Raw genomic sequence first — 25817 nt, 5'->3', positions numbered from 1 at the left:
CGGGGGTTTCAGCTGATGTGCGCCCGAAGGGACTCGAACCCCTAACCTTCTGATCCGTAGTCAGATGCTCTATCCATTGAGCTACGGGCGCTCCTGGACCGCTCAGCGGGCCGTAGAACAGCCTACAACAGACGCGACGCGAAAGCGAAACGAGGGCTCACTCGTCACTGTCGGGCGTGTTCTGCTTCTTCTTCCGCTTCGCTTTCGCGCGCTGCAGAGACGACAGAGCCTGCAGATCGACAAGCCGCAGCGCCTGCATCCGCGCCTCGCGCATGCGCTCGTAATCGGGGTCCTGATCGGGCCGCATGCCTTCGACACGCAGCCGACGATCGAGGTTGTGCCGCACGTCGGCCCAGGCGCCCTCGCGGGCCTCCTCGACGATGACGCGCAATGCCGCCTCGTCTTCCATCATGTCGCGCAGCTTCGTCGCGACCCCGTGCGACTGCTTGGCCCGTCGACGCAGGTTGCGGACGTCGCGGTCTCGGTAGTCGTGAGTGCCAGACGGGTCGGAATGACGACCGCGAGCACGCTTGCGCAGCTCGGTCAGGTTCCGCTCGACCTCTTCCGACTCCTCGGCCATCGCCCGCAGCGCTTCGCGCGCGTCGGCGATGTACTTATCGGTGTCGAAGACGCCGTTCTCGGCGATCGTCCCGATGAGGATGTGATTCTTCACGGCGAGGCGCGCCGCAGCGGTCGCGATCGCAACGCCTTCGGCGATGGCATCCGCTGTTCGTCCCACCCCTACCTCCTTCCTTCGAGAGTACCGGTATCGCTCTGCGATGCAGTGGGCCAGAATGGATCGGAATCGGGTCTCCGCGACCTGCTCTACGACCGGCTGCTCTCCCGCTCGCCGCCAGGAGGGTGCAATGAAGCGTCTCACGCTCACCGGCAGCACGACGGTCATCACCGGCGCCGCCAGCGGGATGGGTGCCGACATCGCCCGTCTGCTCGCCCGCCGACGCGTGCACCTGGCGCTCGTCGACCACAACGCAGACGGGCTGGCAGCCGTCGCAGCCGACCTCGAGGGCACCACAGTCACCACGCACGTCGTCGATCTGCGTGATGACGACGCCGTCTTCGCTGCGGCTGATGAGATCTCGGCGGCGCACCCGCGCGTGAACGCGCTGATCACCTGCGCAGGCTCGTCGATGCTCGGCGATCTCGAGCAGCTGACCATGGAGGAGATGCGCTGGCTGACCGATGTGAATCTCTGGGGGACCGTGTCGATCACGAAGGCGCTGCTCCCCGCTCTGCGTGCGGCGCCCGCGGCCCACATCACGCACCTCGCGAGCGTCTACGCACTGGCCGCACCCGCCGGACGCATCCCGTATTCTCTGAGCAAGTTCGCGGTGCGCGGGTTCTCGGAGGCGCTGCGGCACGAACTCGAGGACACCTCGGTGACAGTCGGAGCGGTCTACCCCGCCGGCGTGCGCACGGGCATCATCCTGCACGGACGCTATGCCGCCGCGATCGACCCGGCGGTCGCGGCCCGCGCAGCGAACGCACAGGCAGCGATGTACCACACCGAGCCCGCGGATGCCGCGGCGCTGATCGTGCGGGCGACGGAGCGTCGCCGTGCGCGGACGATGGTCGGACGAGAGGCCCGTCTGATCGATGTGCTCACACGCCTCGCGCCGACGGGCTACTGGCGGGTCATGCGCCGCCCGCTGCGCGACGCCATCGACACGACCACGCCGATCGCCTGACTCAGCGGACCGCGCCGACCCAGATCCCCGACGCCCACGCCTGCTGATCGCCGTCGCACCCGACAGACCCGGGGTAGCCGCGCACGACCGCCATGCAGTTCGCGAGGAACTCGGGATCCCCGCCGAAGGACGAGTAGTAGACGTCCGAGGAGGTCAGGGCTCCCCAGACCCGGAACTGGTAGATGTGGGCCAGCTCGTGCGCCATCGCCCAGTTCAGCTGGTCGACGCTCCAGTCCACGATGTCGGCACGGTATTTGATGTAGCCGCTGCTGTTCGCGCACGCGGGCGCCGTGCCTCCCGCGCACGAGGAGGATTCGTAGAGCCCGACTCCCCCTCCGCCCACCCGGTCGAGAGCGGCGCGCACCCGCGCGAACCCATCGGGCCCGCTCGACGACCATGCCGGGCCCGACGGCGCCGCGTACTGCGCCGCCTCCCAGCTGCCGATGTCCTGCCCCACCCTGCCGATGAGAGCGTGCACGGTGGCGGTGGCGGCGACGACCGTGGCCGGGTCCTTCCGCTCCGCGAGCACGGACTGCTGAGCTGACATCGCTGCCGCCCGGTGCGCCGACGTGTCGATCTTGCCGTCGGCTCCCTCCATCGCATCCCGCAGCGCGGCGATCTCAGCGACGAACGCCGGCCGCGCCTCGAGCACGGCGGCGCGCGCAGCCGTGTCCTTCTCGGCGATCGCGATGGACCCTTCGAGGTGATCCGTGCGCATCTGCGCGGTGCGAGTCGACTGCGTGAGTGATTGCAGCTCGGCGATCACCGCCGCCCTGTCTTCGTCGAGAGCGACGGCGCGAGCGACCACGCCCACAGAGAGCATCAGTGCCGCGACCATGGCGACAGAGAGGATGCGCCGGATCATGGAGATCCCCTCATGGCAGGAGCCCCGAGGTGTCGGAGAGAAGCGTCTCCTGCTCGGCGATGGTCGTGCGCAGCGCGGTCAGCTGCTCGGCCAGACGAAGGTTCGCCTCCCGCGCCTCGTCGAGACGCTCTTCGGCCTGCACGACGGCCGCCCTCGCCTCGGCGAGCGCATCCACTCGCTGCTGATCGGCGACCGCGATGAGCACCGTTCCGCCGAGGAGCAGGAGGCCTCCGGCGACGACGGCAACGCCTCTCATATCGCTCCCCAGGACACGACGACTTTCCGGAACGATTCCGTAGGGCCAATATATCCTCGCCCGAGATGACTCTCCAGACGGTGCGCGGCGGATGCTCAGATCGAGTGGACCTGCTCGGTGAGTCGTCGTTCCGCGGCTTCCTGGCCACTGGCGAGGTGGCGGGGGATCATCCACCGGAGGGTGTCGGTGTCACGAGCCGCGACCGCTTCGAGGATCAGGCGGTGCTCCTCGGCCATCGCGAGCAGATCGTCGTGCTGCCCGAAGAGCCAGCGCAGGCGCGTGACGAACACCGCGATGAGCTCGCCGAGCATCTCGTTGCCTGCGAGTTCGGCAGAGATCTCGTGGAACTCGCCCGCCGCGATACGCGCGGCTTCGGTCTCACCGGCGGATGCTGCGGCGAACTCGCGCTCGTATGCGGCTCGAAGCCGCGCGATCCCCTCGTCGGTGTGCCGTTCGGCGGCGAAGACGAAGATCAGCGTCTCGATCGCCTCGCGGACCTCGCCGAAATCCCGGATGTCTCGATGCGTGAACTCTCGCACCACCGCCCAACTCCTCGGCCGCGCGACGACCACTCCCTCAGCGACGAGGGTGCGGATCGCCTCCCGCACAGGCAGGCGCGACACGTTGAGCTCGGCTGCGATGTCCCGTTCGATGAGTCGGGATCCCGGGGCACGCCGACCGAGCACGATATCGTCGCGAAGAACGCGCGTCACCCGCACCGACTCGAGTTCGCCGGTAGTCCCCACCCCCACCATGTCGGAAGTATGTCACTCGCCGAACTGCCGGACAAGTTTGGTATCCCAACGGTACGCATATGTTACGTATCGGTCCGTCGACAGGCGACGGACAGGGAAGAGGGGCGGATGCCGCGGCATCCGCCCCTCTTCCCACGTGTCACGGCAGGCGGTTGGCGATCGCGAGGTTGGCCTTCAGCTCGTCGGCGTTCTGCCGCACGACGTATGCGGGCCGGTCGCGCTCGACGCGCCAGGACTCGCTGAGCGGTCCGACGTTGACCGTGTCGAAGCCGGCCTCGTCGTAGAAGCGGGTGACGAAGGCGACAGCCTCGGCGTCATCGCCGGATGTGGCGAGCGCGCGGCGATCGGCCGTGCCCGCCGGCGAGCCGTCGGTCGTGATGTCGGCCGCGAGGATGTGATTGAACGCCTTGGCGATGCGCGAGGTCGGCAGCTGCGCCTGCAGAAGCTCCGACGTGGTGGTCTCGCCGCGGTCGAGGGCGTCGATGTGCCCGTCGCGTTCGAAGTAGTAGTTGTTCGTGTCGAGCACGATCTTGCCCGCGAGCTGCTCGGCGGGCAGCTCGTCGATCTTGCCGAGGGGCACCGTGACGACCACGACGTCGCCTGCAGCCGCGGCGTCGACGGCAGTCGCGGCCGACGCTCGATCGCCGAGCTCCGCGACGAGGTCCGCAAGGGTCTCCGGGCCTCGCGAGTTCGCGATCACGACGTCATAGCCGTTGGCCACGGCGATCCGTGCGACCTGGCTGCCGATATGTCCTGCACCGATGATTCCGAGAGTAGTCATGCTCGGCCCAACGCGATCGAGGCGCTGCTATTCCCGATTCACGCCGCGTGACGCCGATCACACCGAGAGCAGGAAGCGCTCCTCGACCCGGCGATAGCCGAGGCTCTCGTAGAGGCCGATCGCCGAGGTGTTGAAGCCGAAGACATGGAGCCCGATCGAGTCGGCGCCCAGCCGTGCCGCCTCGTGCTCGGCCGCCAGCATGAGGTCGCGACCGTACCCTTTACGACGCTGATCCTCCGCGATCTCGATGTCGAGGATGAACGCATGCGGGTGGCCTCCTCGTCGACGGATGCCGATCCAGAGCACTCCGACCTCGCCGCCGTCGACATCGGCGGTGAACAGCTCCTGTCCCTCCGAGTCGACGCCGTCAGGGAGCTCTAGCTGCATCTGCCGATGCGACTCGACCGCTGCGTCCTCCGCCGAGTATCGGCCGGACGCCGCGAGATCCTCGGCGAAGGCCGCTTCAGATGCCACAGCGAAGCTCGTGAAGCGCTCCGGCGTCATCGGTGTCACGACGAGGCCCCCGGGCGCGCGAGACGAGCGAGACGGGAGCGGTTCGAGGAGCATCTGGATCGACGCGACCTCGAACCCTCGCCCCTCGACGAAAGCTCGGCCCGCCGCATCCGAAGAGTGCAGAGCGACGCTCAGTCGACCGACCTTCTGCCTGCGGGCCAGCGACCGAAGCTCGTCGAGGAGGGCGTCGAGCTGTCGTCGACTCGGGTCGACCACGAACGCGAGATCGACGATGAACAGCACGCCGTTGTTGGCGGCGAGCCAGACCGTGCCGATGCGGGTATCGCCGTCATCGATCGTGAGGATGAGCGACGTCTCGGTCTCGTGCCCTGCCGAGAGCAGCTCGGCGAGGACGCCGTCGACGTGCGAGACCGCATCCTCGCCGACGAGCATCCCCGACTCCTGCCGCAGCGTCACCAGGCGCGCTCGGGTGGTCTCGAGCCAGTCGCCGAAGCGGTCTGCGCTGAGCGGAGTCAGATCAAGAGGCATGAGTCCATCCTGCACCTCGCGGCATCGGCGATCACGCCTTGTGGAGTGCGTCCTCCACCGCGACCCACGCCAGCATGGCGCACTTCACTCGTGCCACGTAGCGCGAGACGCCCCCGAGGGCGGCGGCGTCTCCGAGCAGCTCCTCATCCGGTTCGATCTTGCCCCGCGAGCGCATCGCCTCTCGGAACGCGGCGATGCGGATCTCGAGCTCGTCGACCGTGAGCCCCTCGGCGAGCTCGGCGAGCAGAGACGCGGATGCCTGCGAGATCGCGCAGCCGTGCCCCTCCCACGCGATCGCCTCGATGCTGCCGTCGCCGGCTCGGTGCACCTGCAGGGTGACCTCATCGCCGCAGGTCGGGTTCACCTGATGCGACTGCGCGGCGATCTCGTCGCGCAGTCCGAACCCGTGCGGGGTGCGGGAATGGTCGAGGATGAGTTCCTGATACAGGTTCTGCAGGTCGCTCATGCGCCCCTCCGGAAGAAGTCGATCGCACCCTGGACGCCGTCGATCACGGCCTCGATCTCGGCATCGGTCGTGTACAGATACGTGCTCGCCCTCGTCGACGAGGTGATGCCCAGTCGACGGTGCAGCGGCTGTGCACAGTGGTGTCCCACGCGCACTGCGATGCCGCGGTCGTCGAGGAACTGCCCCACGTCGTGAGAATGGATGCCGTCGACGTCGAAGCTCGCGAGTCCCACGCGCGGAAGGTCGATGCCGGCGCCGAGCACACGCACCCCGTCGATGGCCGTGAGACCCTCGACGAGTCGTCTGCCGAAGGCGGCTTCATGCGCGGCGATCCGCGGCATCCCCACCGCGGTCAGGTAGTCGATCGCTGCGGCGAGCGCGACCGCCTGCGAGACCCGCTGGGTGCCGGCCTCGAATCGCTGCGGCGGCGGCAGATAGGCGGCTTCCGTCGTGGTGACCGTCGTGATCATCGAACCGCCCGTGAGGAACGGGGGCATGGCCTCGAGCAGTTCACGGCGACCGTAGAGAGCGCCGATGCCCGTGGGGCCGAGCATCTTGTGTCCGGACAGCACGGCGAAGTCGACGTCCAGCGCGCGCACGTCGAGCGGCAGATGAGGTGCGGACTGACAGGCGTCGAGCACGACCATCGCGTCGACCGCGTGTGCCAGGGCGACGAGCTGCTCGACGGGATTGATCACCCCGAGCACATTCGACACATGCGTGAACGCGACGAGCTTCGTACGCTCGTTGATCAGCTCGCCGGCGACGTCGAGGCGCAGAGCGCCGTCATCGTCGAGCGGGATCACCCGCAGGGTCGCCCCCGTGCGGGCCGCGAGCTCCTGCCACGGGATGAGGTTCGCGTGATGCTCCATCTCGGTGGTGACGATCTCATCGCCCTCACGCAGACGGAGACGCTCGGCAGCCGCTCCCCCGCGTCCGAGCGACGCGTTCGAGAGCGAGTAGGCGATGAGGTTGAGCGCCTCGGTGGCGTTGGACGTCCACACGATCTCGCCCTCGTCAGCACCGACGAATCGGGCGACGGTGGCACGGGCATCCTCGAACACCTCGGTGGCTTCGGCGGCCAGGGTGTGCGCACCGCGATGCACGGCGGCGTTCAGCGTCGACGCGAACTCGCGTTCGGCGTCGAGCACGGCGAACGGACGCTGCGAGGTGGCACCGGAATCCAGATACGTCAGGCGGTGTCCGTTGACCTCGGCACGCAGAATCGGGAAGTCCGCACGGAGGCGCCGCACCTCGGCGTCTGTCAGAGGGCCACCCCCTCGCGGGGCGATCACGTCGGACTCGCGGGAGATGCTCATCCTTCTAGCTTCTCATCTGACGCACCCCCACGGGGCGCCCTCCGGGTGCCGGTCGGCGGTCAGGGCACCACGAGGATGTGATCCGTATCCGCGAATCCGAAGGTCCCCGTCACGGGGTCGACGTAGCGCAGCGTGACCTGATGCAGTCCTGGCCGGACGTCGACGAACGACACGACAGCTGAAGAGCCGGTGAGCAGCACCGTCGATGCCGGGTTCCCATCGAGGGCGATGGAGACCGTCGAGCCGGCGATACCCCGAAGATCGAGCGAGAGATCATCCCGTCTGCCGTCACCATCGGAATCCGTGCGCGAGATGACTCCGTCCGAATCTTCGCCGAGTCCTGGGACGGCGAAGTAGACGCGTCCCGTCGGCTCGCTCACCGTCTGCTCTCCCGTGGTCGGGGAGGTGTGACGCATCGAGATGGAGATGCCCTGGTGAAGCGAATCGAAGCCGGGGCGCACCGAGAACGTGCCCGCTGCGTCCACCACCGTCGTGGCGATCACGCGGCCCGTCTCGTCGACGATCTCGACGGCTGCACCGGGCGTCCCTGTGCCGATGACCATCGGCGGAACGGCTGCACTCGGCAGGATGTTCCAGGAGACCGTCGCTGGCGAGGCGACCGGATCCACGACGGGCGGCTCCACGACCGGAGGCTCCAGGACCGGGGGCTCGACAACGGGCGGCGCCTCCACCGGTGGGTCCACGACCGGAGGCTCGACGACGGGGGGCTCGACAACCGGAGGGTACGCAACGGGCGGCACCGCAGCCGGAGGCACGGCAACCGGAGGCTCCACAACCGGAGGTACCACAACGGGTGGCGCCACAACCGGGGGGTCGACGACGGGAGGCTCGACAACCGGCGGGTCGACAACAGGAGGCTCGACAACCGGCGGGTCGACAACAGGAGGCTCGACAACGGGCGGCTCCACGACCGGCGGATATACCACCGGCGGCACCACCACCGGAGGCACCTCAACCGGAGGCAGCTCAACCGGAGCCTCAGGAGCTGGAGTCCGCGGGCCGTCGACCGGCGGTTGTTCGGCCGGGGTCGACGGAGGCCGGATCTCCGGATGGGATCCGTCTTCGCCGGAGGGCGACGGCTGGGTCTCCCCCACCGGCGTTTCGGGTTCGACGACCGTGTCGTCGACATCCTCGTGATCGGGCTGCGTCTCACGAACCGGCGCGGGCGGCCGCTCCAGCTCGACGCGGGTCTCCGGTTCGACCGGGGGCACCGTCACGGCGGGCGTCTCCGTCGATTCGGGCGACGCGATCGGAGCCGGCGATGCGACGACGAGCGCGGACGGAGGAGCCGATGACTCGCCGGCATCCGGGGAACCGGCAGGGGCCAGCTGGGCGGCGACCGCCGCAACCGCTACCACCGCCGTCGCGGCAGCGACGGTTCCGCCGACGACCAGCCAGCGTGGGGTGGGTCGTGGCATCCAGCCCGTCGCAGTGGCCGCCATGGCGGGTGCCGGAGACCCGGCTGAATATGCTGCCGCCGCCGGTCCGCCGAGGATCACCGGCAGCAGAACCGCCCGCAGCTTCGACGAAGCCTGCTCGATCTCGGCGCTGGCCATCGTGCATCGCGCGCAGCGTTCGAGGTGCGCGTCGAAGCGCGCACGGTCCGCGCGCGCCACATGCCGCTTCCTGCCCTGCGCCACGATGCGTTCGCAGGCCCACCGGCATTCCGGCTCGCGCCTCGCCTCTGCGATGTGGGCGTGAAGCCAGGCGATCTTGAAGCCCTCACGAGCCCGCGCCGCCAGAACCGAGACGGCGTTGGGTGTCATGCCCATGAGCGGCGCGATCTCACGCGGCTTCATCCCCTCGACCTCGAGGTACCACAGCAAGGTGCGCCAGCGCTCCGGCAGATCCTTGAACGCCGCCGTCAGCAGCGCCTTGTCAGACAGCAGGTCGAGAGAGTCGTCTGTGTGCTCAGCCGGCAGCTCTTCGATGTACTCGAGTGCGACGACGTCCTTCTGCTTGCCTCCCCAGGTGGCCGCGGCACTGCGCACGGCCGCGAAGATGTAGGGACGGAACGCATCGGTCGGGCCGCCGCCGTTGCGGATCGCACTGAAGGTCTTGGCGAAGGCCTCGCTCACGAGGTCCTCCGGATCGATCGAGCTCGTGATCGAACGCGCGGCGCGGAGTGCGGCCGGGGAATGACGATCCCAGAGCACGCCGAACGCGCCGCTGTCCCCCGCTCGCGTGGCGAGGACGAGCTCGTCATCGCTCGTCTCGGGGTCGATCCTCGTGCGGACGATCGTGTTCGAGGACCTCGTCATGATCGCCCTTCCGGATCGGCGGGAGGCGCAGCACGGTCGTGGACGATCACATAGAGCTTGCGCAGTGGCTCATGCAGCTCCCACCGCCCCGTCCACCCGGTCGGCATGATGATGGTGTCTCCCGCATGGAGCTCGATCGGATCCGCACCGTCGGTGTGCAACGTCGCCCGGCCGGCGAGGATCTGGCAGATCTCCGAATACCCGTCGCGCTGAGCCGGAAACTCGCCCTGGGTGCCCTCCCAGACACCGACCTCGAGGCCGTTCGCGCTGTCGACGTAGTCCTCCCGCTCCGCCTCCTGGAGCCCGGGGGTCAATGCGGTCGCCCGGCCGGCCCATGGCCCGAGCGGCAGAGTCGCCGGAGACGTCAGGTGCACCGCCCGCACCGCCTCAGCACGGGCGCCGACATCGAGCGCGTTCACGAGCCCACCTCGGCGGTGCCGGCGGCGAGGGTCGCTGTCGCGGACTCGAGACGCACGTTCGCTGTGTCCGACAGCATGCGGGGGATGTCGTCGACACGCGTCGCCCCGAGGAAGCCCATCACCGTGAGGAGCTCGTCGTGGAGCACCTCGAACGCGTGCTCCACCCCGGACTGCGCTCCGGCGGCGAGGCCCAGGGCGAACGGACGACCCGCTGCCGCGGCGTCGGCACCGAGGGCGAGCGCCTTCGCGATGTCGGAGCCGCGTCGCATCCCGCCGTCGACGATCACCGCAGCGCGATCGTCCACCGCATCCACGACTCGCGGAAGCGCCTCGATCGTCGCCTGCTGGCCGTCGAACTGGCGACCGCCGTGATTCGACACGAATACGCCGTCGGCACCGTGGTCCACGGCCAGCCGCGCATCCGCGGGGGTCATGATGCCCTTGACGACGATGTTGCCGTTCCAGGTGCTGCGAAGTCGGGCGATGTCGTCCCACGTCGCTGTCTGGTTCTCGTTGCGTTCCATCCAGCTCTCCATCTCGCGCATGCGGATGGCCCTGCCGTCGATGCGGTAGTTGCCCCACGTCATCGAGCGTCCGAGCAGCCACCGCATCACCCAGCCGGGATGAAGTGCGGTGTTCACGACATCGCGCAGTGGCGGCCGCGGGGGCATGCCGGTTCCGTGTCTGAGGTCCCTGTCGCGCTTGCTCGACACGGCGACGTCGCCGGCGACGACGAGAGTGTCGACTCCCAGCGCCTGTGCACGGTCGATGTGGCGCCGTGTCTCGGCAGCGTCGTTCCAGAACGCGATCTGCGCCCACACCCGCCCCGGGGCGACATCCGTCACCTCGTCGAGCGAGCAGCCGGACCAGGGGCTGTGCACGAAGACACTTCCTGAGGTCGCGGCTGCCCGCGCGATGGCCACGTCGGCGTCGGGGTGGCATACCGTCAGAAGGCCCATGGGGGACACGACCAGGGGAAGGTCGAGTCGGGTTCCGAGGATGCGGGTCGTCGCGTGGCGCTGCGAGGTGTCGACGAGCACCCGCTGGGGAAGCAGATGCGCGTCGAGCGCCTCACGGTTGCGTCGAAGGGTGAGCTCGTCGAGGGCTCCCCCCTCGACGAAATCGAAGACCATGGCCGGCAGACGTCGCCTGGCACGGCTCCTGAGGTCTTCGATGCTGTGGATGTTTCGCACGTCGTGCTCCTGTGGGGATGTGACTGTCAGTGCAGGATTCGGGAGAGGAAGGTCTGGGTTCGCTCGTGCTGAGGACGCTCGAGCACAGCCTCGGGTGTTCCGCTTTCGACGACGACGCCGTCTGCCATGAAGACCACCTGATCGCTCACCTCCCGGGCGAAGCCGAGCTCGTGGGTGACGACCATCATCGTCATCCCCTCCGCCGCGAGATCTCGCATCACAGCGAGGACTTCGCCGACCAGCTCAGGGTCGAGCGCCGAGGTGGGCTCGTCGAACAGCATCAGCTTGGGCTTCATGGCCAGTGCGCGGGCGATCGCGATGCGCTGCTGCTGCCCGCCCGAGAGCTCCTGCGGATACGACGCCGCCTTGTCGTCGAGTCCGACCCGCGCGAGAAGCACCTTCGCCTCACTCACGACCTCAGCGCGAGGACGCCCCAGCACCTGGGTCGGCCCCTCGATCACGTTCTCGAGGACCGTGCGGTGCGGGAAGAGGTTGAACCTCTGGAACACCATGCCGGTATGGCGGCGGGTCTTGGCGATCGCCGACTCCTTCGCCTCCAGCAGGCGTCCTCGATGACGCGTCGCACCGACGAGCTCCCCGTCGACGAGGATGATCCCTGCATCGACGGTCTCGAGGCGGTTCACGCAGCGCAGCAGAGTCGTCTTGCCCGACCCGCTCGGCCCGATCAGACAGGTCACAGAACCGGTGGGAATCTGAAGCGAGACGTCCTTGAGCACGGTGTTGTGGCCGAACGCCTTGCGTACGCCGCGGATCTCGACCATGTTGCGCGTCATGCGACCGGCTCCTTCGACTTCTTGACCCGCACAGCCCGACGCGGCGTGAAGCCACGCCCGTAGCGCTCTTCGAGACGGGACTGCACGATGCTGAGCACGGTGGTGAGCACCAGATACCAGATGCACGCGACGAGCAGCAGGGGGATGACCTCGTAGTTGAGCGAGTAGATCGACTGCACGGCGTACAGCAGATCGGAGATCGCGAGCACGCTGACCAGCGATGTGCCCTTCAGCATCGAGATCACCTGATTGCCCGTCGGCGGGATGACCACGCGCATCGCCTGAGGGAGCACGACCCGACGCAGCAGCTTCGATCGCGTCATGCCGAGGGCTTTGCCGGCATCCAGCTGTCCTTCGTCGACCGACGAGATACCGCTGCGGATGATCTCGGCCATGTACGCCGCCTCGTTCAGCGATAGCCCGAGCAGTGCAGCGCCCAGCGGTGTGATCAGCACGTTCGCCGAGCCGAGGACGATGCTCGGGCCGCCGAACGGAAGCCCGAACGCGATCACGGGATAGAGCGCCGCGATGTTGTACCAGAAGATGAGCTGCACCAGCAGCGGAGTGCCTCGGAAGAACCAGACATAGGTGCCGCTCACCCCCGCGAACACAGGATTTCCGGAGACGCGCATGATGGCGAGCACGACTCCGAGGATGATGCCGGCCGTCATCGAGACGACGGTGAGCACGAGCGTGAGCAGCATGCCCTGCAGCACCTGGGGGTCGAAGAGGTACGCCCCGACCACGGGCCAGCCGAACCGCGGATTGGTGGCGACGTCGATCAGGAAGAAGACGACGAAGAGGCAGAGCAGCACCCCTCCGATGAGGATGCCGAAGTGGCGCCGCTTGTGCACCTCCAGCGAGGTGAGCGTGCGTTGGAGTCCGGTGACGCCCGCCGGCTCTCCCATCGGGGAGTCGCCCTCATCGATCACGGTCATCGTCGTCAGCCCTGCGCCGCGTTCACGCGTGCCTCGGTGATCGCCATCGATTCGAGTCCGTAGTCGGCGAGCAGCTGCTCGTATTCGGGTGAGACGATGATCGCGTCGAGTGCCGCCGCGATCGCCTCGAGCGTTCCCGAGTCGTGAGGGATGCCTACAGCGACCGGCGCGAAGTCGTTCTCATCCCCGACTTCGAGCTTCGGGTCCTGAGCGACCGCGTATCCGAGGATCGGCGAATCGGCGTATACGACGTCCGCGCGATCGCTGAGCAACGCGGAGATCGCCTGGCGCGTGTCCTGGAACTGCAGGATCTCGAGCGGCTTCTCACCCGCGTCCTCGCACGCCTGGTCGAATCCGGGCACGTTGACGGTGAGCTGGTACGACCCCTTCAGCACCGCCACGCGCTTGCCGCAGAGCCCATCGAAGCCGAGCTCCTGCGGGTTGCCCTCCGGAACCGCCAACGCGCTCCCCATCTGCACGTAGTCGACGAAATCGAGCTGCTCCATGCGCTCCTCGGTCGGCGTCATCGATGAGACCGTCAGGTCGTATCGTCCGGCGCTCATGCCAGGGATGATCGTGTCGAAGGTGGTCACCTCGATCTTCAGATCGAGCCCGAGCGCGCCCGCCAGCAGGCGCGCGACGTCGGGGTTGATCCCCGTCATGTCCTGCGTGCCTTCGCGGTAGAACTGCGTGGGCGGTTCGTTCGTGGGGATCGCGACCCGCAGCGTCCCACCCTTCTGAAGCTCGTCCGGGAGGAGTGCGACCGCATCGGCCACGGGTTTCATCGTGACCTCGTCGGCTGCGGAGTCGGGAGCGTCCTGCGCGGCGCAGCCCCCGAGGGCGGCGGTCACGCCGAGTGCTGCGATGATCGCCATCGATCCGCGGCGCGAAAGGTGAGTGCTGTTCATGTGAGCGTCCTGCCTGGGCGACCACGCCCGGAGTCCATCTGCGAAAAGGGAAATTGATGGTCGGAATTCGTACGAGGTCGTCGTCGACCTCGTACTCTCAGTCTTGCGGGAACCCGACGTGACCGATATGTAGGTTCCTCCGCCACTTGACATCGATGAATGGAGAAGACTCCATGTCCGAGACTTCGGAACGAGCTCCCACGGGCGAGCCGACACTGCACGATGCCGTGCTCATCGGCGACGGCATGCTCGCGCCGGTCGGAGCCCCGTCGGCGACGACGGCCGTGTTCACGGGCGTCGTGTTCTTCGATCCGACCTCCGACGCGGCGGAGTACCGCGACTGCATCGTGCTCGCCGCGGGAACGTCCTCCGCGGCCGACGAACTCGTGGGGCTGACGGCGCGCCTCGCCGCGGCCGGCGCGGCTGCAGTGGTCGTGCGCCGAGACGAAGGCACGCAGAGCGAGGAGGGCGAAGGCCTGGAGCGCGCCGCAGTCCCCGTCCTCCACCTCGTCGGCGGTGACTGGGCACAGCTCGCCAACGTGCTTCGATCCCTGCTCAGCTCTCACTCCATAGGACGCGTGACCGGAGTTCGCCTGGGTGATCTCTTCGGTCTCGCGAACGCCTTGGCCACCCTCGCGGAGGGAGCGGTGAGCATCGTCGATTCCACCGGCCAGGTGGTCGGGTACTCGACGCACAGCGAGCAGCCCATCGACGACATCCGCCGCCGGACGACCCTGCTCCTTCAAGAGGAGATCCCGATCTCCTCCGACACCGAGTACCAGTCCCTGCTCCGCGCCGCGGATGCCAGGCACTTCCCCTCCGAGACCGACCAGTTCGGCAGGGTCGGAATCACGGTGCGTGCGTCGGGTGAGCTGCTGGGGTCGATGTGGGTGATCCAGATCGACCCTGCGCAGGCGACGCGCACCCAGACGCTCCTCGAAGAGATGGAGCCGATCGCCGCCCAGCACCTCCTGCGCGCGCGCGAAGATGCCGCCGACCGCGATCAGCGCAACTCCAGCCTGCTGCGCACTCTGCTGGAAGACGAACGACATGCCCGCAATGCGGCGTCGCATCTGCTGATCCGGCCCGAAGTGGGCTGCACGATCGTCTGTTTCCGGGTCGACACGTTCGACGAGGTCGAGGCGATGCGTGGACTGCACAGACTCCTGCACCTGGCGATCAGCGTCTCGAGCGCGGCGTTCCCGGGTTCTCACAGCGCCGTCATCGGGACGCAGGTCGTCACGCTGATTCCCGGAACGATCGCCGCCAGGGTGCAGACATTCGCCCACTCCGTGGTGCGCACGGACGCCGCACTGCTCGCGGGTATCGGAACGCGCGCCAACGACATCAGAGGCATCGCGCGGTCGCACCGCGAGGCCGGGGCGACCGCAGGCGTGCTGTTGAGCTCGCCCCTCGCCGACGATCGTCACCGGATGACCCGTGTCGCGACCTTCGACGAGATGCGCGATCGCCTCGCCATCCTGCAGGTCACCGAGCTCATCGAGGGGCTCGACGCCACGGTCGGCGACTCTGCCAGCATCCTCGCCGAACACGACGCCGCACAGGGCACCGACCTGTCGCGCACCATGCGCGTCTACCTCGACCAGCTCGGCAGCGTGCGTGAGACGGCGAACGCGCTGCATGTTCACCAGAACACCGTCAGGTATCGCCTCGATGTCGTGCGCAACGAGCTGGGAATCGAGCTCGACTCTCCGGATACCCGACTCTGGCTCTGGCTTCGGCTGTCGGCGGCCTCGCGCGGCACGGTCTGAGCGCTCACTCGATCGCCGCGGGCAGGAGGACGGTGACACCGGCGCGCTTGGTCGTGGGGTCGAAGTATCGGGCCGCGACGAAGGGCTCATCAGCTCCGGAACGGATGACGATCCCGTCGTCGTCGTCTGCCTGAAGCCGAACCGTCCGTGACCGCCCCTGTTCGTCGAGCAGCTCGACCCACGCATTCGGCTCGGCGTTCAGATGCAGACAGCTGACAGCCCCGAGCGGCGCCTCGGGGCAGGCATCCTGACCCGCCGGCGCGATCGTCGGCGTCGCGAAGGTCAGCGGCCCGATGTCCTCCGCCCACTCCGTGAGCCCGGTCCGGGCGTCGTGCTGCCTCACACTGAGGGTCATGCCCTGGTGTGCCTGCTCACCCGACACGTCGAGCACGAACACGCCCTGTTCATCGACGACGGTGGCGTCGAGCAACACACCGTTCTCATCGGTGACTCTGACGACCGCACCGGGAGTGCCGATCCCTCTCAGCAGATCGGGGACGAGCGAGCCCTGCTTCATCGAGTGCGTGACGCCGAGCTCCGTGGCCCCGTCCGGAGGTGCAGTCTCCGCTGATCCGTCGATGGTCGGACTCGCTCCCGGGTCCACCGCCGGCGGGGACGGGGGGCGCCCGTCGCCAGGAACCTGCTGATGATCGCCCTCGGAACCCTCCTCAGCCTGTTCCTGCTCCTGCTCCTGCTCCTGCTCCTGCTCCTGCTCCTGCTCCTGCTCCTGCGGGTGTTGCCGCTCCGGCTCGTCCTCCCGCTCCGAAGACGACTGCGGCGGCTCGACCGGGTGCGGCTCCGGTGACGGTGCGGGCAGCGGTTGAGGCTCGGGGGTCGGGTCCGAATCAGGCGACAGCGTGGGAAGATCCTCGAGGACCGGACCGGCCTCGCCGGCGATCGACGACTCGGAGAAAGACAGGGTGCGTTCGGAGTCAGCAGGGTCCGCGGTGGACAGGCTCAACGCGCTGCCCGCGAAGATGACGGCGCCGACCATGACGACGGCGGTGGCTGCGAGCGCCGCCAAGCCTCCGGCCGGAAGCGCCGCCCCCGCTCCGTGCGCCGCGACAGGCGCTCCGGCTGCGGCCCCGAGCGACGCCGCCGATCGGTCTGGCGTGATGGTTGCCCCGGCCGCACCCGACCCCGCCGAGATCTGAGCCTCAGCCGTCGCATCGCCGGTGTAGATCGCCGCTGCCGCGCCGCCGAGCAGCGCCGCCGGCAGGATCGAACGCAGCCGCTGCGAAACGGTGTCGATCTCTGCGGCGACGATCCGGCATCCGCCGCACACGCTCATGTGCTCGCTGAAGCGGTCCGCGTCGCCGGTGGTCGCGAAGCGACCCCGCCGGTCCACGACACGCTCGCAGAACCAGCGGCAGTCCTCCGATCTGCTGGGGTCGTGAATGTGCGCCTCGAGCCATGCCCGACGGAAGCTGTCGCGCGCACGCGCGGCCAGGGCCGAGACCGCGTTCGAGGTCATCCCCATCAGGGGTCCGAGCTCTCTCGGCTTCATCCCCTCGACCTCGAGATACCAGAGCAGAGTGCGATGCCGCGCCGAGAGCGTGCCGAACACCGCGGCGATGCTGGACCGCTCGGCGATGCGCTCGAACACGTCGCCGCCCTCGTGTGACAGGTCGCGCTCCGAGACCATGTCGATAGAGAGTTCGCTCCCGTTCCTCGACCATCGTGCGGCAGTGTTGCGCAGCGTGGCGAGGAGATAGGGCCGGAAGGCGTCGCTCGGACCACCGCCGGCCTTCGTCACCCGGAGTATCGATGCGAAGGCCTCGCTCACGAGATCGTCGGGATCCGAAGACGGCGAGATCGCTCTCGCTGCGCGACGAGCGGGTTCGACATGCCTGCGCCAGAGAAGAGCGAAGTCGCCGATGTCGCCGCCGCGCACCGCCGCGATGATCTGTGCGTCGGACGGTTCACATGGCACGTCGTCCTCGCCGTCGAAGTGCGTGCCGAGGATCATGATGCTCCCGTCGCTGTCAGGCTCGGCGTCGCGAGCGACGCGCCGGAGACGGATGAGGGACGAGGCAGTGGGGATGCCTCGTCCCTCCGACTCTCGAAAGGGTCGATTCCGCGGGGAGAGGGTTCGGCCGGCGAGCGGTCGAACTCTGCTGTGCGGGCGTCGGCCGGGAACCCGACGCGAGGCCGATGGCCATACCTACAAGACCGGAATGACCCGAAAATGTGACGGTGCCTGCCTGAATTCATCGACGAGAGGCACATCAGCCGGCGCTCGCCGCCGGGCCCACCGGCGCGAGAGAAAGGAAGCGCATCTTGTTCTCGCCGTAGAAGCAGGTCTGCACCATGAACTCGCCCGTCATGCCGGCGAGCGCCTCGACGTCCGACCACTTCGGGGTGTGCCTCTCCTCGACGACCTCGTAGACGATGTCCGAGCCCTCCACCATGACGCGCTGACCGAGTTCCCATCCGAGGATCACGTCACCGCCGCAGTTGTTGTGCGCGGCGAAGAGCGGAAGCACGTCGTCGATCCGGTAGCTGACCATCTCGGTGAAGGTGCCGTCGCAGTGGTCGAGCTCGACCATCCCGCCCTCGGCCCCGAGTCTGATCACGGGGAGCTCGTCGGGTGAGAACACCTGATGGAGCGTCTCCTCCACGGAGACCTTGACATCGCCGGTCACCTTGTCGACCAGGTCGGGAGCGAGCACGGATACGCAGAGGAACGACGCACCCAGCCCCACGAGCAGGATGCTCGCGAACAGCAGACCGACCCGCCGCCGCGGCCGGCGGACCGGGTCGGGCTCACCGGGATCTGATGGGTTCGAGGCGATGCGGTCCGCTGTGACGTCGACGGTCATGAGTCGGATTCGGAGGGAAGATGCGTCGCACGGCGACTGCTGCGCTTCGTGCGCGTGCGCCGAGGCATCACGACGATGAAGGTGAGTGCAGGAACCCCGACGACGAGCAGTGCCCACCACGGGAATCCTGCCGGATTGGTGGTGTCGGCGATCGTGGTGACGGAGGAGTCCTCGGTGGGGGCGTCGATGCGTTCGGCGCGCACCAGCAGACGATGCGTGTTGACGCCCGTGGGCGTGCACGTGACGAGGGTCAGATAGTCCTTGCCGGCGACCTGGCGCAGGTCCTCCGCGTCGTCGGGAAGAACGGTCTTGGTCTGGTCGACCTCGTAGTAGAGGTCCTCTCCCAGTGCGCTGACGATGATGACGTCGCCCTCGACGAGCTCGTCGATGTCGTCGAAGAGGGTCGCCTGCACGAAGCCGTTGTGACCGGTGAGCACCGAGTGCGTCCCCGGTCCTCCCACGGGGAGTGATGAGCCGTAGAGGTGCCCGATGCCCCGAGACAGAGTCTCTTCGTCTGTGCCGTGGAAGACCGGCAGATCGACGTGGATGCTCGGAATCCGAACCCGGGCCATGGTGTCGGTCCCCTCGGCGCTCAGGGTGTCGAAGTACGCGGACGCGCCCTCGCCGATCGCCGTCTGCTGGCCGTCTGCACCGAGTGCATACGGGTCGCGGAGCGGGCCGGTCGGCAGGTTCTCGTTGTACTCCTCGGCGGCGGCGAGCATCTCGTCGACCGCCTCGTCCGGAATCTGCTCGACGGACTGGACGTATCCGTCGACGTCGGTGTCGTGACTCCAGGCGGAGAACCAGGAGGCCGCGGTCGGGTAGACGAGCACCACGATCCCGATGGTCGCGATGAGCATGACGATCGACTGGCTCCATCCCCACCGCGCCTTGTGCGCGGTGGCACGCGTGGAGGGTCGCGCCGGAGAATCCGGTGTTGACGCGTCGATGAGGGTCATGCTGCGCTCTCTGTTCGGAGGAGGTACTGAAGGGTGCTGAAGAGGGTGGAAACGAATGGGCCGCGCGGGGGAAGGAGTCTCTTCACCTCCCCCGCGCGGCCGGTCTTCGTGTTACGCCTGCGCTGCGGCCTTGCGGCGGCTGCGGATGGCGAGCAGGACCGCTCCGCCGAGCAGCATGACGCCGCCGGCGAGGAACAGGGTCGTGCCGGTGCCACCGGTCAGAGGCAGGGTGAAGCCGGCGTTCGAGGGAACGTTGACGACCTCGAGGTCGACGCCCACAGCCGAGGTGGCGGCGGTGACGGTGAACTCGATCGGAGCTGCGAGCAGCTCGAATCCGTCGGGTGCGACGATCTCAGCGAGCCAGTACGACTGGTAGCCGTCTTCGCCCACGGCGACCGTGGCGTTGTCAGCCCAGTCGGAGTAGCGCAGACCCGAGATGGTCACGGTGCCGTCAGCGGCGACTGCGAACTCCGTCGAACCGGCGAGAGCGATGGCGTTGGTGCCGTCGATCGCGTCCTGCTGCGTCGGGTACACCGAGAACACGGCGCCGGTGAGCGGTGCGCCGGCCTTGTCGGTCTTCTCGACAGTGATGTCGCCCCACTTGGTGATGACCTCAGGGGTGACCGTGGGTCCGCCGGGCTCGCCCGGTGCGACGGTGAATGAACCGGCGTTCGGGTAGAGGACTGCCGTGTTGGCGATCTCGCCGACCGTGTTGACCTCGGCGGTGACGATGACCTGCACCTGCGTCGCGGGGTGAGCCGCGAGCACTGCGAGACCGGAGGCGGTGAACTCGACCGTGACGGCGTTGGTCGCGGTGTCGTGGACGACCGTGTAGTCGCCCGCGGCGAGCGGGGTTCCGTCGACGAGCGACACAGCGGCGCTCACGTAGTCGAGCTTGGCGTCGAGCGTGTCGACGATCTTGTATCCGTCGATGACGGCCACGTTCGGGATGTCACCCGTGATGGTGAAGTCGATCTCGTCGCCGAGCTTGATGTCGGCCGAGTCCTCGACGGTCTTGGTCGCCTCGGTGAGCGCGTTCTTCGGGTAGACGTGCACGTCGTACAGCCAGGTGCTGTCATCGGCCGGGTCGGTCAGCGGGACCGTCACGAGGAACGGGGCCACACCGGTCGAGCCCGCGAGCGGAGCGGTCTCGACCACGAAGTAGAGGCCGAGGTCGAGGTTCGCCAGAGCGATCTCACCGTTGGCATCGGTCAGGGTCTGACCGCCGATCGCGCTGGCCGTGTATCCGGCAGCCGTGATGTCGGCGACGCTGTCGGGGTTCAGGTCGGCGAGGTCGTTCGCGTCGACCCACCCCTGGTTGCTGGTCAGGTCGATCGTGTCGACCTTGTAGACCGTGAAGCCCACGCCCGGCAGCGGTGCCAGTGCGACGTTCTGCTCGGTGCCGTCGTTGGGCAGGCCGGTCGGCGTCTCGGGTGCCTCGAACTTGTGGATCGTCAGCGAGCCGACGGCGTCCGGGTCGACGAGGTTGGGCGTCGCAGCGCTTGCGGGCGCTGCGAGGGTCAGCGCGGCGACGCCTGCGACGAGCAGACCTGCCGCGACGCGGGAACCGCGTCCGTTGTTGGGAGTGTTCACTGTGTCTCTCTCTAGGTGGCCAGGTCGCCCTGGTGGGTTACAGGTGGTGGTTTTGTGAAGTGCAGATCAGATCTGCGGGTCGTTGGTCTCGGTGCGTGCGTTGCGTCGGCGGACCCAGAGGGCCAGCCCGCCCGCGCCGAGCACGGTCAGGGATCCGGCGAGGATGTAGGGCAGAGCGCCCGTCCCGCCGGTGGTCGGAAGGGTCAGCGCCGGAACATCGCGCACCGTGATGATCTGCCCGGAGGCGGTCACCGCCTCGTCGCCGCCAGCAGTGACGCTCACGGTGCGGTCGGGGTTGATGATGAACTTCACCGGAGCCGCGAGCAGGCTGAACCCGTCGGGTGCCGTCAGCTCGCTCAACCAGTAGGTGCCGGCCGGGATGCTGTCGATCTGGAACAGTCCGGTCTCGACACCGTTGATCGTGAAGGGCAGGGCCGTACCGGGCTCACCGTTGGCGTCGGCGAGCACGGCGAACGAGGAGCCGTCCATGCGCACCCAGGTGTTCGCGCCCGATTCGCCGACCTTCTCGATCTTCAACGGGATGCGGAACGGCTCGACGGGCGTCTCGGTGCTGTCGTTGTTCGAACGCACCGGGCCACCCTTGGGGTCGGTTCCCGTGGAGTAGGCCGTGTTGATGACCTTCTTCGCGTCGACATCGGCCTGGCCGATGACGTACGGCGCATTCGCTGCGCACGTCGAGACCTGGGTCGGTGCGATCGTCGTGGGCGTGCAGGTGACGGTGATGTTGCGCTGCGTCAGGCGGTCATCGACCACGGTGATGTTCGCGACCGTGATGTTTCCGGTGTTGGTGACCGTGAACGCGTACATGATGTGGTCGCCGAGCCCGGTCACGCCATCCTGGTCGACGTCGACGACCGAAGCCGTCTTGTCGAGCACGAGTGCGGGCTTCCAGGTGGCCGGGATGATCTCGTCGTCGGTGTCGGTGACGTTCGGCCCCGCGGTCGGGGTTCCGGTGGCGCGTGCGACGTTCGTCAGCGGAGCGTTGTCGAGGTCGCTCTGCTGCACTACATACGTGGCCGTGCAGGTCATCTTCGCTCCGCTGGCGAGCGTGGAGCCCTGCGTCGGTGTGCACGACAGAGCCGTCATGTCGCCCACGCCGGAGAACGCGTCCTCGGTGATGCGCACGTTCGTGAGGTTCGTGTTGAGCGTGGTGTTCGTCGGCGCCTTGGGAGTCGTGTTCGTCGCCACGAAGGAGTAGGTGATGACGTCGCCGACCTTGGAATACACCTTGTCGGGGTCGGTGTCGCTGGTCACGGCGACGCCGTTCACGGCGGTGATGCTCTTCACGATGTCGATCGACGGCTGGATGACCTCGAGCGAGGCGTTGGCCGGCGGGTTCAGGTTCGTCGTGATGTTGGCGGGGCCGTTGATGTACGTGCCGTTGACCGTAGAGGTGACATCGACCGTGATCGTGCACGATGCCTGGCCGAGGGCGAGGTCACCACCGGTGACCGACACCGAGGTTCCGCCTGCCGGCGCCGTGACCACGTAAGCGGCACCGGTGCGCTGCGTGCAGGTGCCACCGACGTTCGGGGCCGCCGCGATCTTGAGGTTCGTCGGCAGCGCGTCGGTGATGGTCCAGTCGCTCTTGGCCATCAGGTCGGTCGTGTTCGTGACGGTCAGCGTCATCTTCGAGGTCGAGCCGTTGGTGATCACGGTCGGGCTGAACGCCTTGTCGAGCTGCGGGGTCACATCGACGATCTGCGGCAGGTCGAAGGCGACGTCGTTGCCCGCGCCGGTGGCCGTCGCGTTGTAGAGCATCAGACCGAGGTTCGCCGTGGTTCCGACGGGCACCTGGTAGGCAGCCGACTGCAGCTTCGCGATCTGCGTCTCCCACACCGTGTTGTTCGTGCACGGGTTCAGTCCGGTGCTCAGGGTGATCGGGGTGCCGTTCACGAGGAGGCTGAAGGTCTCCTTGGGCTGGTTCGCTCCGCCGGCTGCGGGGCAGTTGACCGCCGCGAAGTATGCGGAGACCGCGTAGTAGTGACCGCCGATGGCCGGGATGGTGTTGACCGTGCGGAACTGCGTGCCCGCGGCGATCGCTCCGTTCGTCGCATTCGTGTACGACGTCAGCACCTGGTTGGTCGCGGCCTGCGTCGTCGTCTGGCCCTGCGCCACTCCGAGCGCACGAGCCATCTGCTGCAGAGTCGTCCACGTCGTGCTGACGTTGTTGAGGCAGCCCAGGTCGGTGATCGGTGCTGTCGGAGTCGCACCGCTCATGATCCAGCCGTTGCACTGGTTACCGGCCGGGGTGTACTGCGTCGAGGCCGTGTATGTCGAGTTCGCCGCTGCCGCACCACCGGTGTAGGTGGTGATCGAGCGCGCGGCGAGTGCTGCGCTCTGGTTCGAGAAGTCCTCGGTGTAGACGGGGGTGCCGGCCTGAGGCGTTCCCGGCGTGCCGGGCACCGTCGCCGCGGCCGTGATTCCGCTGTTGGGGGCGAGCGTCGCTCCGGTGACGAGCACGCCGGCGATGGCGAGCACGCCGAGCAGCCGCGTGATCGCCCGTCGGCGAGGCGCGACTGCGGAGCGTGGTGACCGCTCCGTCGTGCGGTGGTGCGAGCGAATGCTCATGAATGTCCCTATCCCGGCATGCCCTCGGCCCGCCGAATACGGCGGAGAGCGAGAGGCGGATGCCTGTCCCCAAAAGTCGTGTGTGTCCCCAGTGCGATACAGGAAGCAGAAGCTGCCCGTCACATACCCAGACCCCGACGCGCACTTTTTATGACGGGCGCGAGAAAAAACTTTCGGATAGGTCTCCGCAGGCCTGCTCTAAGCTCGCACCATGTTCAGCGCCCAGACCCTCGCGACCTTCGTCGTTGCCGCGTTCGTCATGGTCGTCATCCCCGGGCCTACGGTGCTGTTCACGATCGGCAGAGCTATGGCCCTGGGGCGGCTCGGCGGATTCCTCAGCATCCTGGGCACGGCGCTGGGGTCGATCGTGCTCGTCGTGGCCGTCGCGCTGGGCGTGGGCACGGTGGTGGCCCAGTCGATCGTGCTCTTCACCATCGTGAAGGTGCTCGGTGCCGGCTACCTGGTGTTCCTCGGCATCCAGGCGATCAGGCACCGCAAGGATGCCGCGGCCACGATGATCGGGGCGGTGGCGAGGCGGTCAGGCGCGCGGCTGCTCGGTGAGGGTTTCGTGGTCGGCGTCACCAACCCCAAGTCGATCGCCTTCTTCCTGGCGATCCTTCCTCAGTTCGTCGACCTGCACGCGGGCTCGGTGCCGATGCAGCTCTTCGTGCTCGGCGCGATCGTCGTCGCGATCGGTGTCGCGTGCGATGCGATCTGGGTGCTGCTCGCCAGCGGTGCGCGAGAGTGGTTCGGTCGATCCCCTCGTCGCATCGAGGCCATGAGCGCCACCGGAGGCGGGCTCATGATCGGGCTCGGCGCGTTCCTTCTGCTGTGGAGCGAGAAGCCCGCGAACGGCTGAGCCCGGACGTCACATCCGGGCGAAGCGCGCGCGAACCATCGAGAAGACGCCGTAGATCGCGAGTCCGACCCCGACGAGCCACAGGATCGCACGCCCCTGGGGCAGGTCGATCAGACTCCGCAGGGCACCGTCGAGGCCCGCCGCCTTCTCGGGATCCTGGGTCCACGCGGCGACGACGAAGAGCAACCCGGTCGTCGTGATCGCGATTCCCTTGGCGATATAGCCCGCGACGCCGAGGGCGATGATCCCGGGCCGCGAGGGCCCGTCCGGAACATCCATCGTCTTCTCGAAGCCTCGGGTGAATCCGATGACGATGAAACCGACTCCCACACCCGCCACGGTGAGTCCGAGGAGGATGAGCAGCACGATTCCGCCTGGCGCGCCGAGGATCACCGCGCTGAGAGTGCGCAGCGTCGTCTCGGACTCGACATGCCCTCCGAAGGCGAAGATCAGCGCCAGCCCGGCGATCACGAGGTACGCGCCCGCGATGCCGATCAGCTTCACCCTCATCCCCCACTTGCGGGGCTCCTTGCCGCCGGCGAGGAGACCGCTGGCGACCTGCCACACGGCCAGCGCGATCAGCGCCACCGCCACCACCCCGAGGACCAGTCCGCCGACGGGCGTGGAGCGGATCTGCTCCATCGCCCCGTCCTGATCGGCATCACCGCCACCGCCTGTGGCGATCGAGACGGCGATCGCCCCGATGATGATGTGCACGAGGCCGACCACGACGAAGCCCGCCCGCGCCGCGCGCCGGAATGCATCGGATCGCTGCGCCGTGCGCGCGGCGCCCTTCGCTGAGGTCATCCGAGCAGGATATCGCCCGGCACGAAGAACGTCAGAGGGGTTGCGCTAGCGCGCTCGGTCCCGCTCAGCCGGTGCGCTCGACAGGTTGGCGCAGGATCGTTCGGAGCTTCGCCGGTTCGACGCGCCTGACATCGCTGAGGTAGATCTCGTGATGCAGTCCCGTCATCGCCAGACCGTTCTCGGGGATGAACCGGTGGTGCAGTTCGTCGAGCACCGGGGCCTCATCGTCGTATGAGCCGACATGGAGGGTCTGCACGCACAGGCCTTCATCGAGAGTCTCGAGCCGCACGGAGCGCAGAGCGGGAGAAGGCTGCTTCTTCTTCGCGAGCTTTGCTTCGACCGCGTCGGTCGCCTGATCGAACATCTCGTGGGTGATGTGCTCCGGCACCATGATCATGAGCGTCCACTGCCACGCCGACTTGTCGCGGCGCGATGTGAACGATTCCATGTCGGGCGCGTGCCACTGCCCCTCGAGCGGCATCACGACCGTGTCGATCCCGAGCTGCGCCCTGCTCGCGAACTTGAGCGTGTAGGCGAGGGGGAAGAGTGCGGACACCGCATCTTGGTACGCCTGGGCACTGTTGGGATCACCCGCGCCGTCGACCATCAGGTATCGCATCGGGGGAACATCGAGGATGCGGAACTCACCGCGCTTCGCCCTGTAGGCGTCGAGGGTCTTCTTCGGGTCGAGCGCCATCGCCGGCTCCTCTCACGGCGGCATCCGCATCC

The 25817-nt window shown here is 67.8% G+C and carries 24 protein-coding genes and 1 tRNA gene; 3 read left to right on the top strand and 22 right to left on the bottom strand.

The features are described 5' to 3' along the window. Positions 1-18 precede the first annotated feature (18 nt). Positions 19-91 (bottom strand) — tRNA-Arg (locus ACZ0AA_RS17180). Between the two features lie 66 nt (positions 92-157). After that, the gene (locus ACZ0AA_RS17175) at positions 158-739 is read right to left on the bottom strand and encodes an asparagine synthase (RefSeq protein WP_400862182.1); all 582 of its coding nucleotides are present in this window, start codon (positions 737-739) and stop codon (positions 158-160) included. 127 nt (positions 740-866) lie between these two features. On the opposite strand from ACZ0AA_RS17175, the gene ACZ0AA_RS17170 reads away from it, so the two are divergent. Then, a complete protein-coding gene (locus ACZ0AA_RS17170; protein WP_463513671.1) occupies positions 867-1706 on the top strand; it encodes an SDR family NAD(P)-dependent oxidoreductase in 840 nt (279 codons plus the stop codon). 1 nt (position 1707) lies between these two features. Here the strand turns inward: ACZ0AA_RS17170 and ACZ0AA_RS17165 are convergent, their stop codons facing one another. The 13 genes from ACZ0AA_RS17165 to ACZ0AA_RS17105 all read right to left on the bottom strand — a co-directional run bounded on the left by ACZ0AA_RS17165 (position 1708) and on the right by ACZ0AA_RS17105 (position 13684). Next, positions 1708-2571, bottom strand: coding sequence for a hypothetical protein (locus ACZ0AA_RS17165; RefSeq protein ID WP_463513670.1), 864 nt, complete (start codon positions 2569-2571; stop codon positions 1708-1710). A 10-nt stretch (positions 2572-2581) separates the two neighbouring features. Continuing rightward, positions 2582-2827 carry a hypothetical protein gene (locus ACZ0AA_RS17160; protein ID WP_463513669.1) on the bottom strand — a complete coding sequence of 82 codons (246 nt, stop codon included), beginning with the start codon at positions 2825-2827 and terminating at the stop codon, positions 2582-2584. 95 nt (positions 2828-2922) lie between these two features. Further along, positions 2923-3582, bottom strand: coding sequence for a GntR family transcriptional regulator (locus ACZ0AA_RS17155; protein ID WP_400862193.1), 660 nt, complete (start codon positions 3580-3582; stop codon positions 2923-2925). A gap of 139 nt (positions 3583-3721) precedes the next feature. Continuing rightward, a complete protein-coding gene (locus ACZ0AA_RS17150; RefSeq protein ID WP_400862194.1) occupies positions 3722-4363 on the bottom strand; it encodes an NADPH-dependent F420 reductase in 642 nt (213 codons plus the stop codon). 57 nt (positions 4364-4420) lie between these two features. Next, the gene (locus tag ACZ0AA_RS17145; protein ID WP_400862195.1) at positions 4421-5365 is read right to left on the bottom strand and encodes a GNAT family N-acetyltransferase; all 945 of its coding nucleotides are present in this window, start codon (positions 5363-5365) and stop codon (positions 4421-4423) included. Positions 5366-5396: 31 nt separating this feature from the next. Continuing rightward, a complete protein-coding gene (sufU, locus tag ACZ0AA_RS17140; protein WP_400862197.1) occupies positions 5397-5831 on the bottom strand; it encodes a Fe-S cluster assembly sulfur transfer protein SufU in 435 nt (144 codons plus the stop codon). Next, positions 5828-7150, bottom strand: coding sequence for a cysteine desulfurase (locus tag ACZ0AA_RS17135; protein ID WP_400862199.1), 1323 nt, complete (start codon positions 7148-7150; stop codon positions 5828-5830). Before ACZ0AA_RS17135 ends, sufU begins: the two co-directional genes overlap by 4 nt. Before the next feature lie 59 nt (positions 7151-7209). Beyond that, entirely contained in the window at positions 7210-9432 is a 2223-nt protein-coding gene (locus ACZ0AA_RS17130; RefSeq protein WP_400862201.1) for a sigma-70 family RNA polymerase sigma factor, read from the bottom strand. Continuing rightward, positions 9429-9851 carry a cupin domain-containing protein gene (locus ACZ0AA_RS17125; RefSeq protein ID WP_400862203.1) on the bottom strand — a complete coding sequence of 141 codons (423 nt, stop codon included), beginning with the start codon at positions 9849-9851 and terminating at the stop codon, positions 9429-9431. Before ACZ0AA_RS17125 ends, ACZ0AA_RS17130 begins: the two co-directional genes overlap by 4 nt. Continuing rightward, complete coding sequence (locus tag ACZ0AA_RS17120; protein ID WP_463513668.1) at positions 9848-11044, bottom strand: alpha-hydroxy acid oxidase; 1197 nt, start codon at positions 11042-11044, stop codon at positions 9848-9850. Before ACZ0AA_RS17120 ends, ACZ0AA_RS17125 begins: the two co-directional genes overlap by 4 nt. 26 nt (positions 11045-11070) lie before the next feature. Further along, the gene (locus ACZ0AA_RS17115) at positions 11071-11838 is read right to left on the bottom strand and encodes an amino acid ABC transporter ATP-binding protein (protein ID WP_400862207.1); all 768 of its coding nucleotides are present in this window, start codon (positions 11836-11838) and stop codon (positions 11071-11073) included. Further along, positions 11835-12776 (bottom strand): amino acid ABC transporter permease, encoded by a 942-nt coding sequence (locus ACZ0AA_RS17110; RefSeq protein ID WP_463513667.1) that lies wholly within the window; start codon positions 12774-12776, stop codon positions 11835-11837. Before ACZ0AA_RS17110 ends, ACZ0AA_RS17115 begins: the two co-directional genes overlap by 4 nt. A gap of 5 nt (positions 12777-12781) precedes the next feature. Continuing rightward, positions 12782-13684, bottom strand: a complete 903-nt coding sequence (locus ACZ0AA_RS17105; protein WP_400862209.1) for a transporter substrate-binding domain-containing protein — start codon at positions 13682-13684, stop codon at positions 12782-12784. A 173-nt stretch (positions 13685-13857) separates the two neighbouring features. Here ACZ0AA_RS17105 and ACZ0AA_RS17100 point away from each other — a divergent pair, with 173 nt between their 5' ends. Next, positions 13858-15456, top strand: a complete 1599-nt coding sequence (locus ACZ0AA_RS17100) for a PucR family transcriptional regulator (protein WP_400862211.1) — start codon at positions 13858-13860, stop codon at positions 15454-15456. 4 nt (positions 15457-15460) lie between these two features. Here the strand turns inward: ACZ0AA_RS17100 and ACZ0AA_RS17095 are convergent, their stop codons facing one another. The 5 genes from ACZ0AA_RS17095 to ACZ0AA_RS17075 form a co-directional block, all read right to left on the bottom strand. After that, positions 15461-17425: a sigma-70 family RNA polymerase sigma factor gene (locus tag ACZ0AA_RS17095; RefSeq protein ID WP_400862212.1), complete on the bottom strand. Its 1965-nt coding sequence runs from the start codon at positions 17423-17425 to the stop codon at positions 15461-15463. 259 nt (positions 17426-17684) lie between these two features. After that, on the bottom strand, positions 17685-18278 hold the full coding sequence (locus ACZ0AA_RS17090; protein ID WP_400862214.1) for a hypothetical protein: 594 nt from the start codon (positions 18276-18278) through the stop codon (positions 17685-17687). Beyond that, positions 18275-19237: a class C sortase gene (locus ACZ0AA_RS17085; RefSeq protein ID WP_400862217.1), complete on the bottom strand. Its 963-nt coding sequence runs from the start codon at positions 19235-19237 to the stop codon at positions 18275-18277. Before ACZ0AA_RS17085 ends, ACZ0AA_RS17090 begins: the two co-directional genes overlap by 4 nt. 111 nt (positions 19238-19348) lie before the next feature. Beyond that, positions 19349-20830 carry a SpaH/EbpB family LPXTG-anchored major pilin gene (locus ACZ0AA_RS17080; RefSeq protein ID WP_400862218.1) on the bottom strand — a complete coding sequence of 494 codons (1482 nt, stop codon included), beginning with the start codon at positions 20828-20830 and terminating at the stop codon, positions 19349-19351. Between the two features lie 66 nt (positions 20831-20896). Then, a complete protein-coding gene (locus ACZ0AA_RS17075; protein ID WP_400862220.1) occupies positions 20897-23422 on the bottom strand; it encodes a DUF7507 domain-containing protein in 2526 nt (841 codons plus the stop codon). A gap of 211 nt (positions 23423-23633) precedes the next feature. On the opposite strand from ACZ0AA_RS17075, the gene ACZ0AA_RS17070 reads away from it, so the two are divergent. Next, a complete protein-coding gene (locus ACZ0AA_RS17070; protein ID WP_400862222.1) occupies positions 23634-24281 on the top strand; it encodes a LysE family translocator in 648 nt (215 codons plus the stop codon). A gap of 9 nt (positions 24282-24290) precedes the next feature. Here ACZ0AA_RS17070 and ACZ0AA_RS17065 read toward each other — a convergent pair whose 3' ends face one another. Beyond that, the gene (locus ACZ0AA_RS17065) at positions 24291-25088 is read right to left on the bottom strand and encodes a DUF1206 domain-containing protein (protein WP_400862224.1); all 798 of its coding nucleotides are present in this window, start codon (positions 25086-25088) and stop codon (positions 24291-24293) included. A 64-nt stretch (positions 25089-25152) separates the two neighbouring features. Beyond that, positions 25153-25785, bottom strand: coding sequence for a GyrI-like domain-containing protein (locus ACZ0AA_RS17060; protein ID WP_463513666.1), 633 nt, complete (start codon positions 25783-25785; stop codon positions 25153-25155). Positions 25786-25817: the final 32 nt, after the last annotated feature.

The sequence above is a fragment of the Microbacterium sp. AC035 genome (assembly GCF_979258485.1).
Note: the sequence above shows the minus strand (reverse complement) of the source record. Positions and strands in the feature narration are given on the sequence as shown.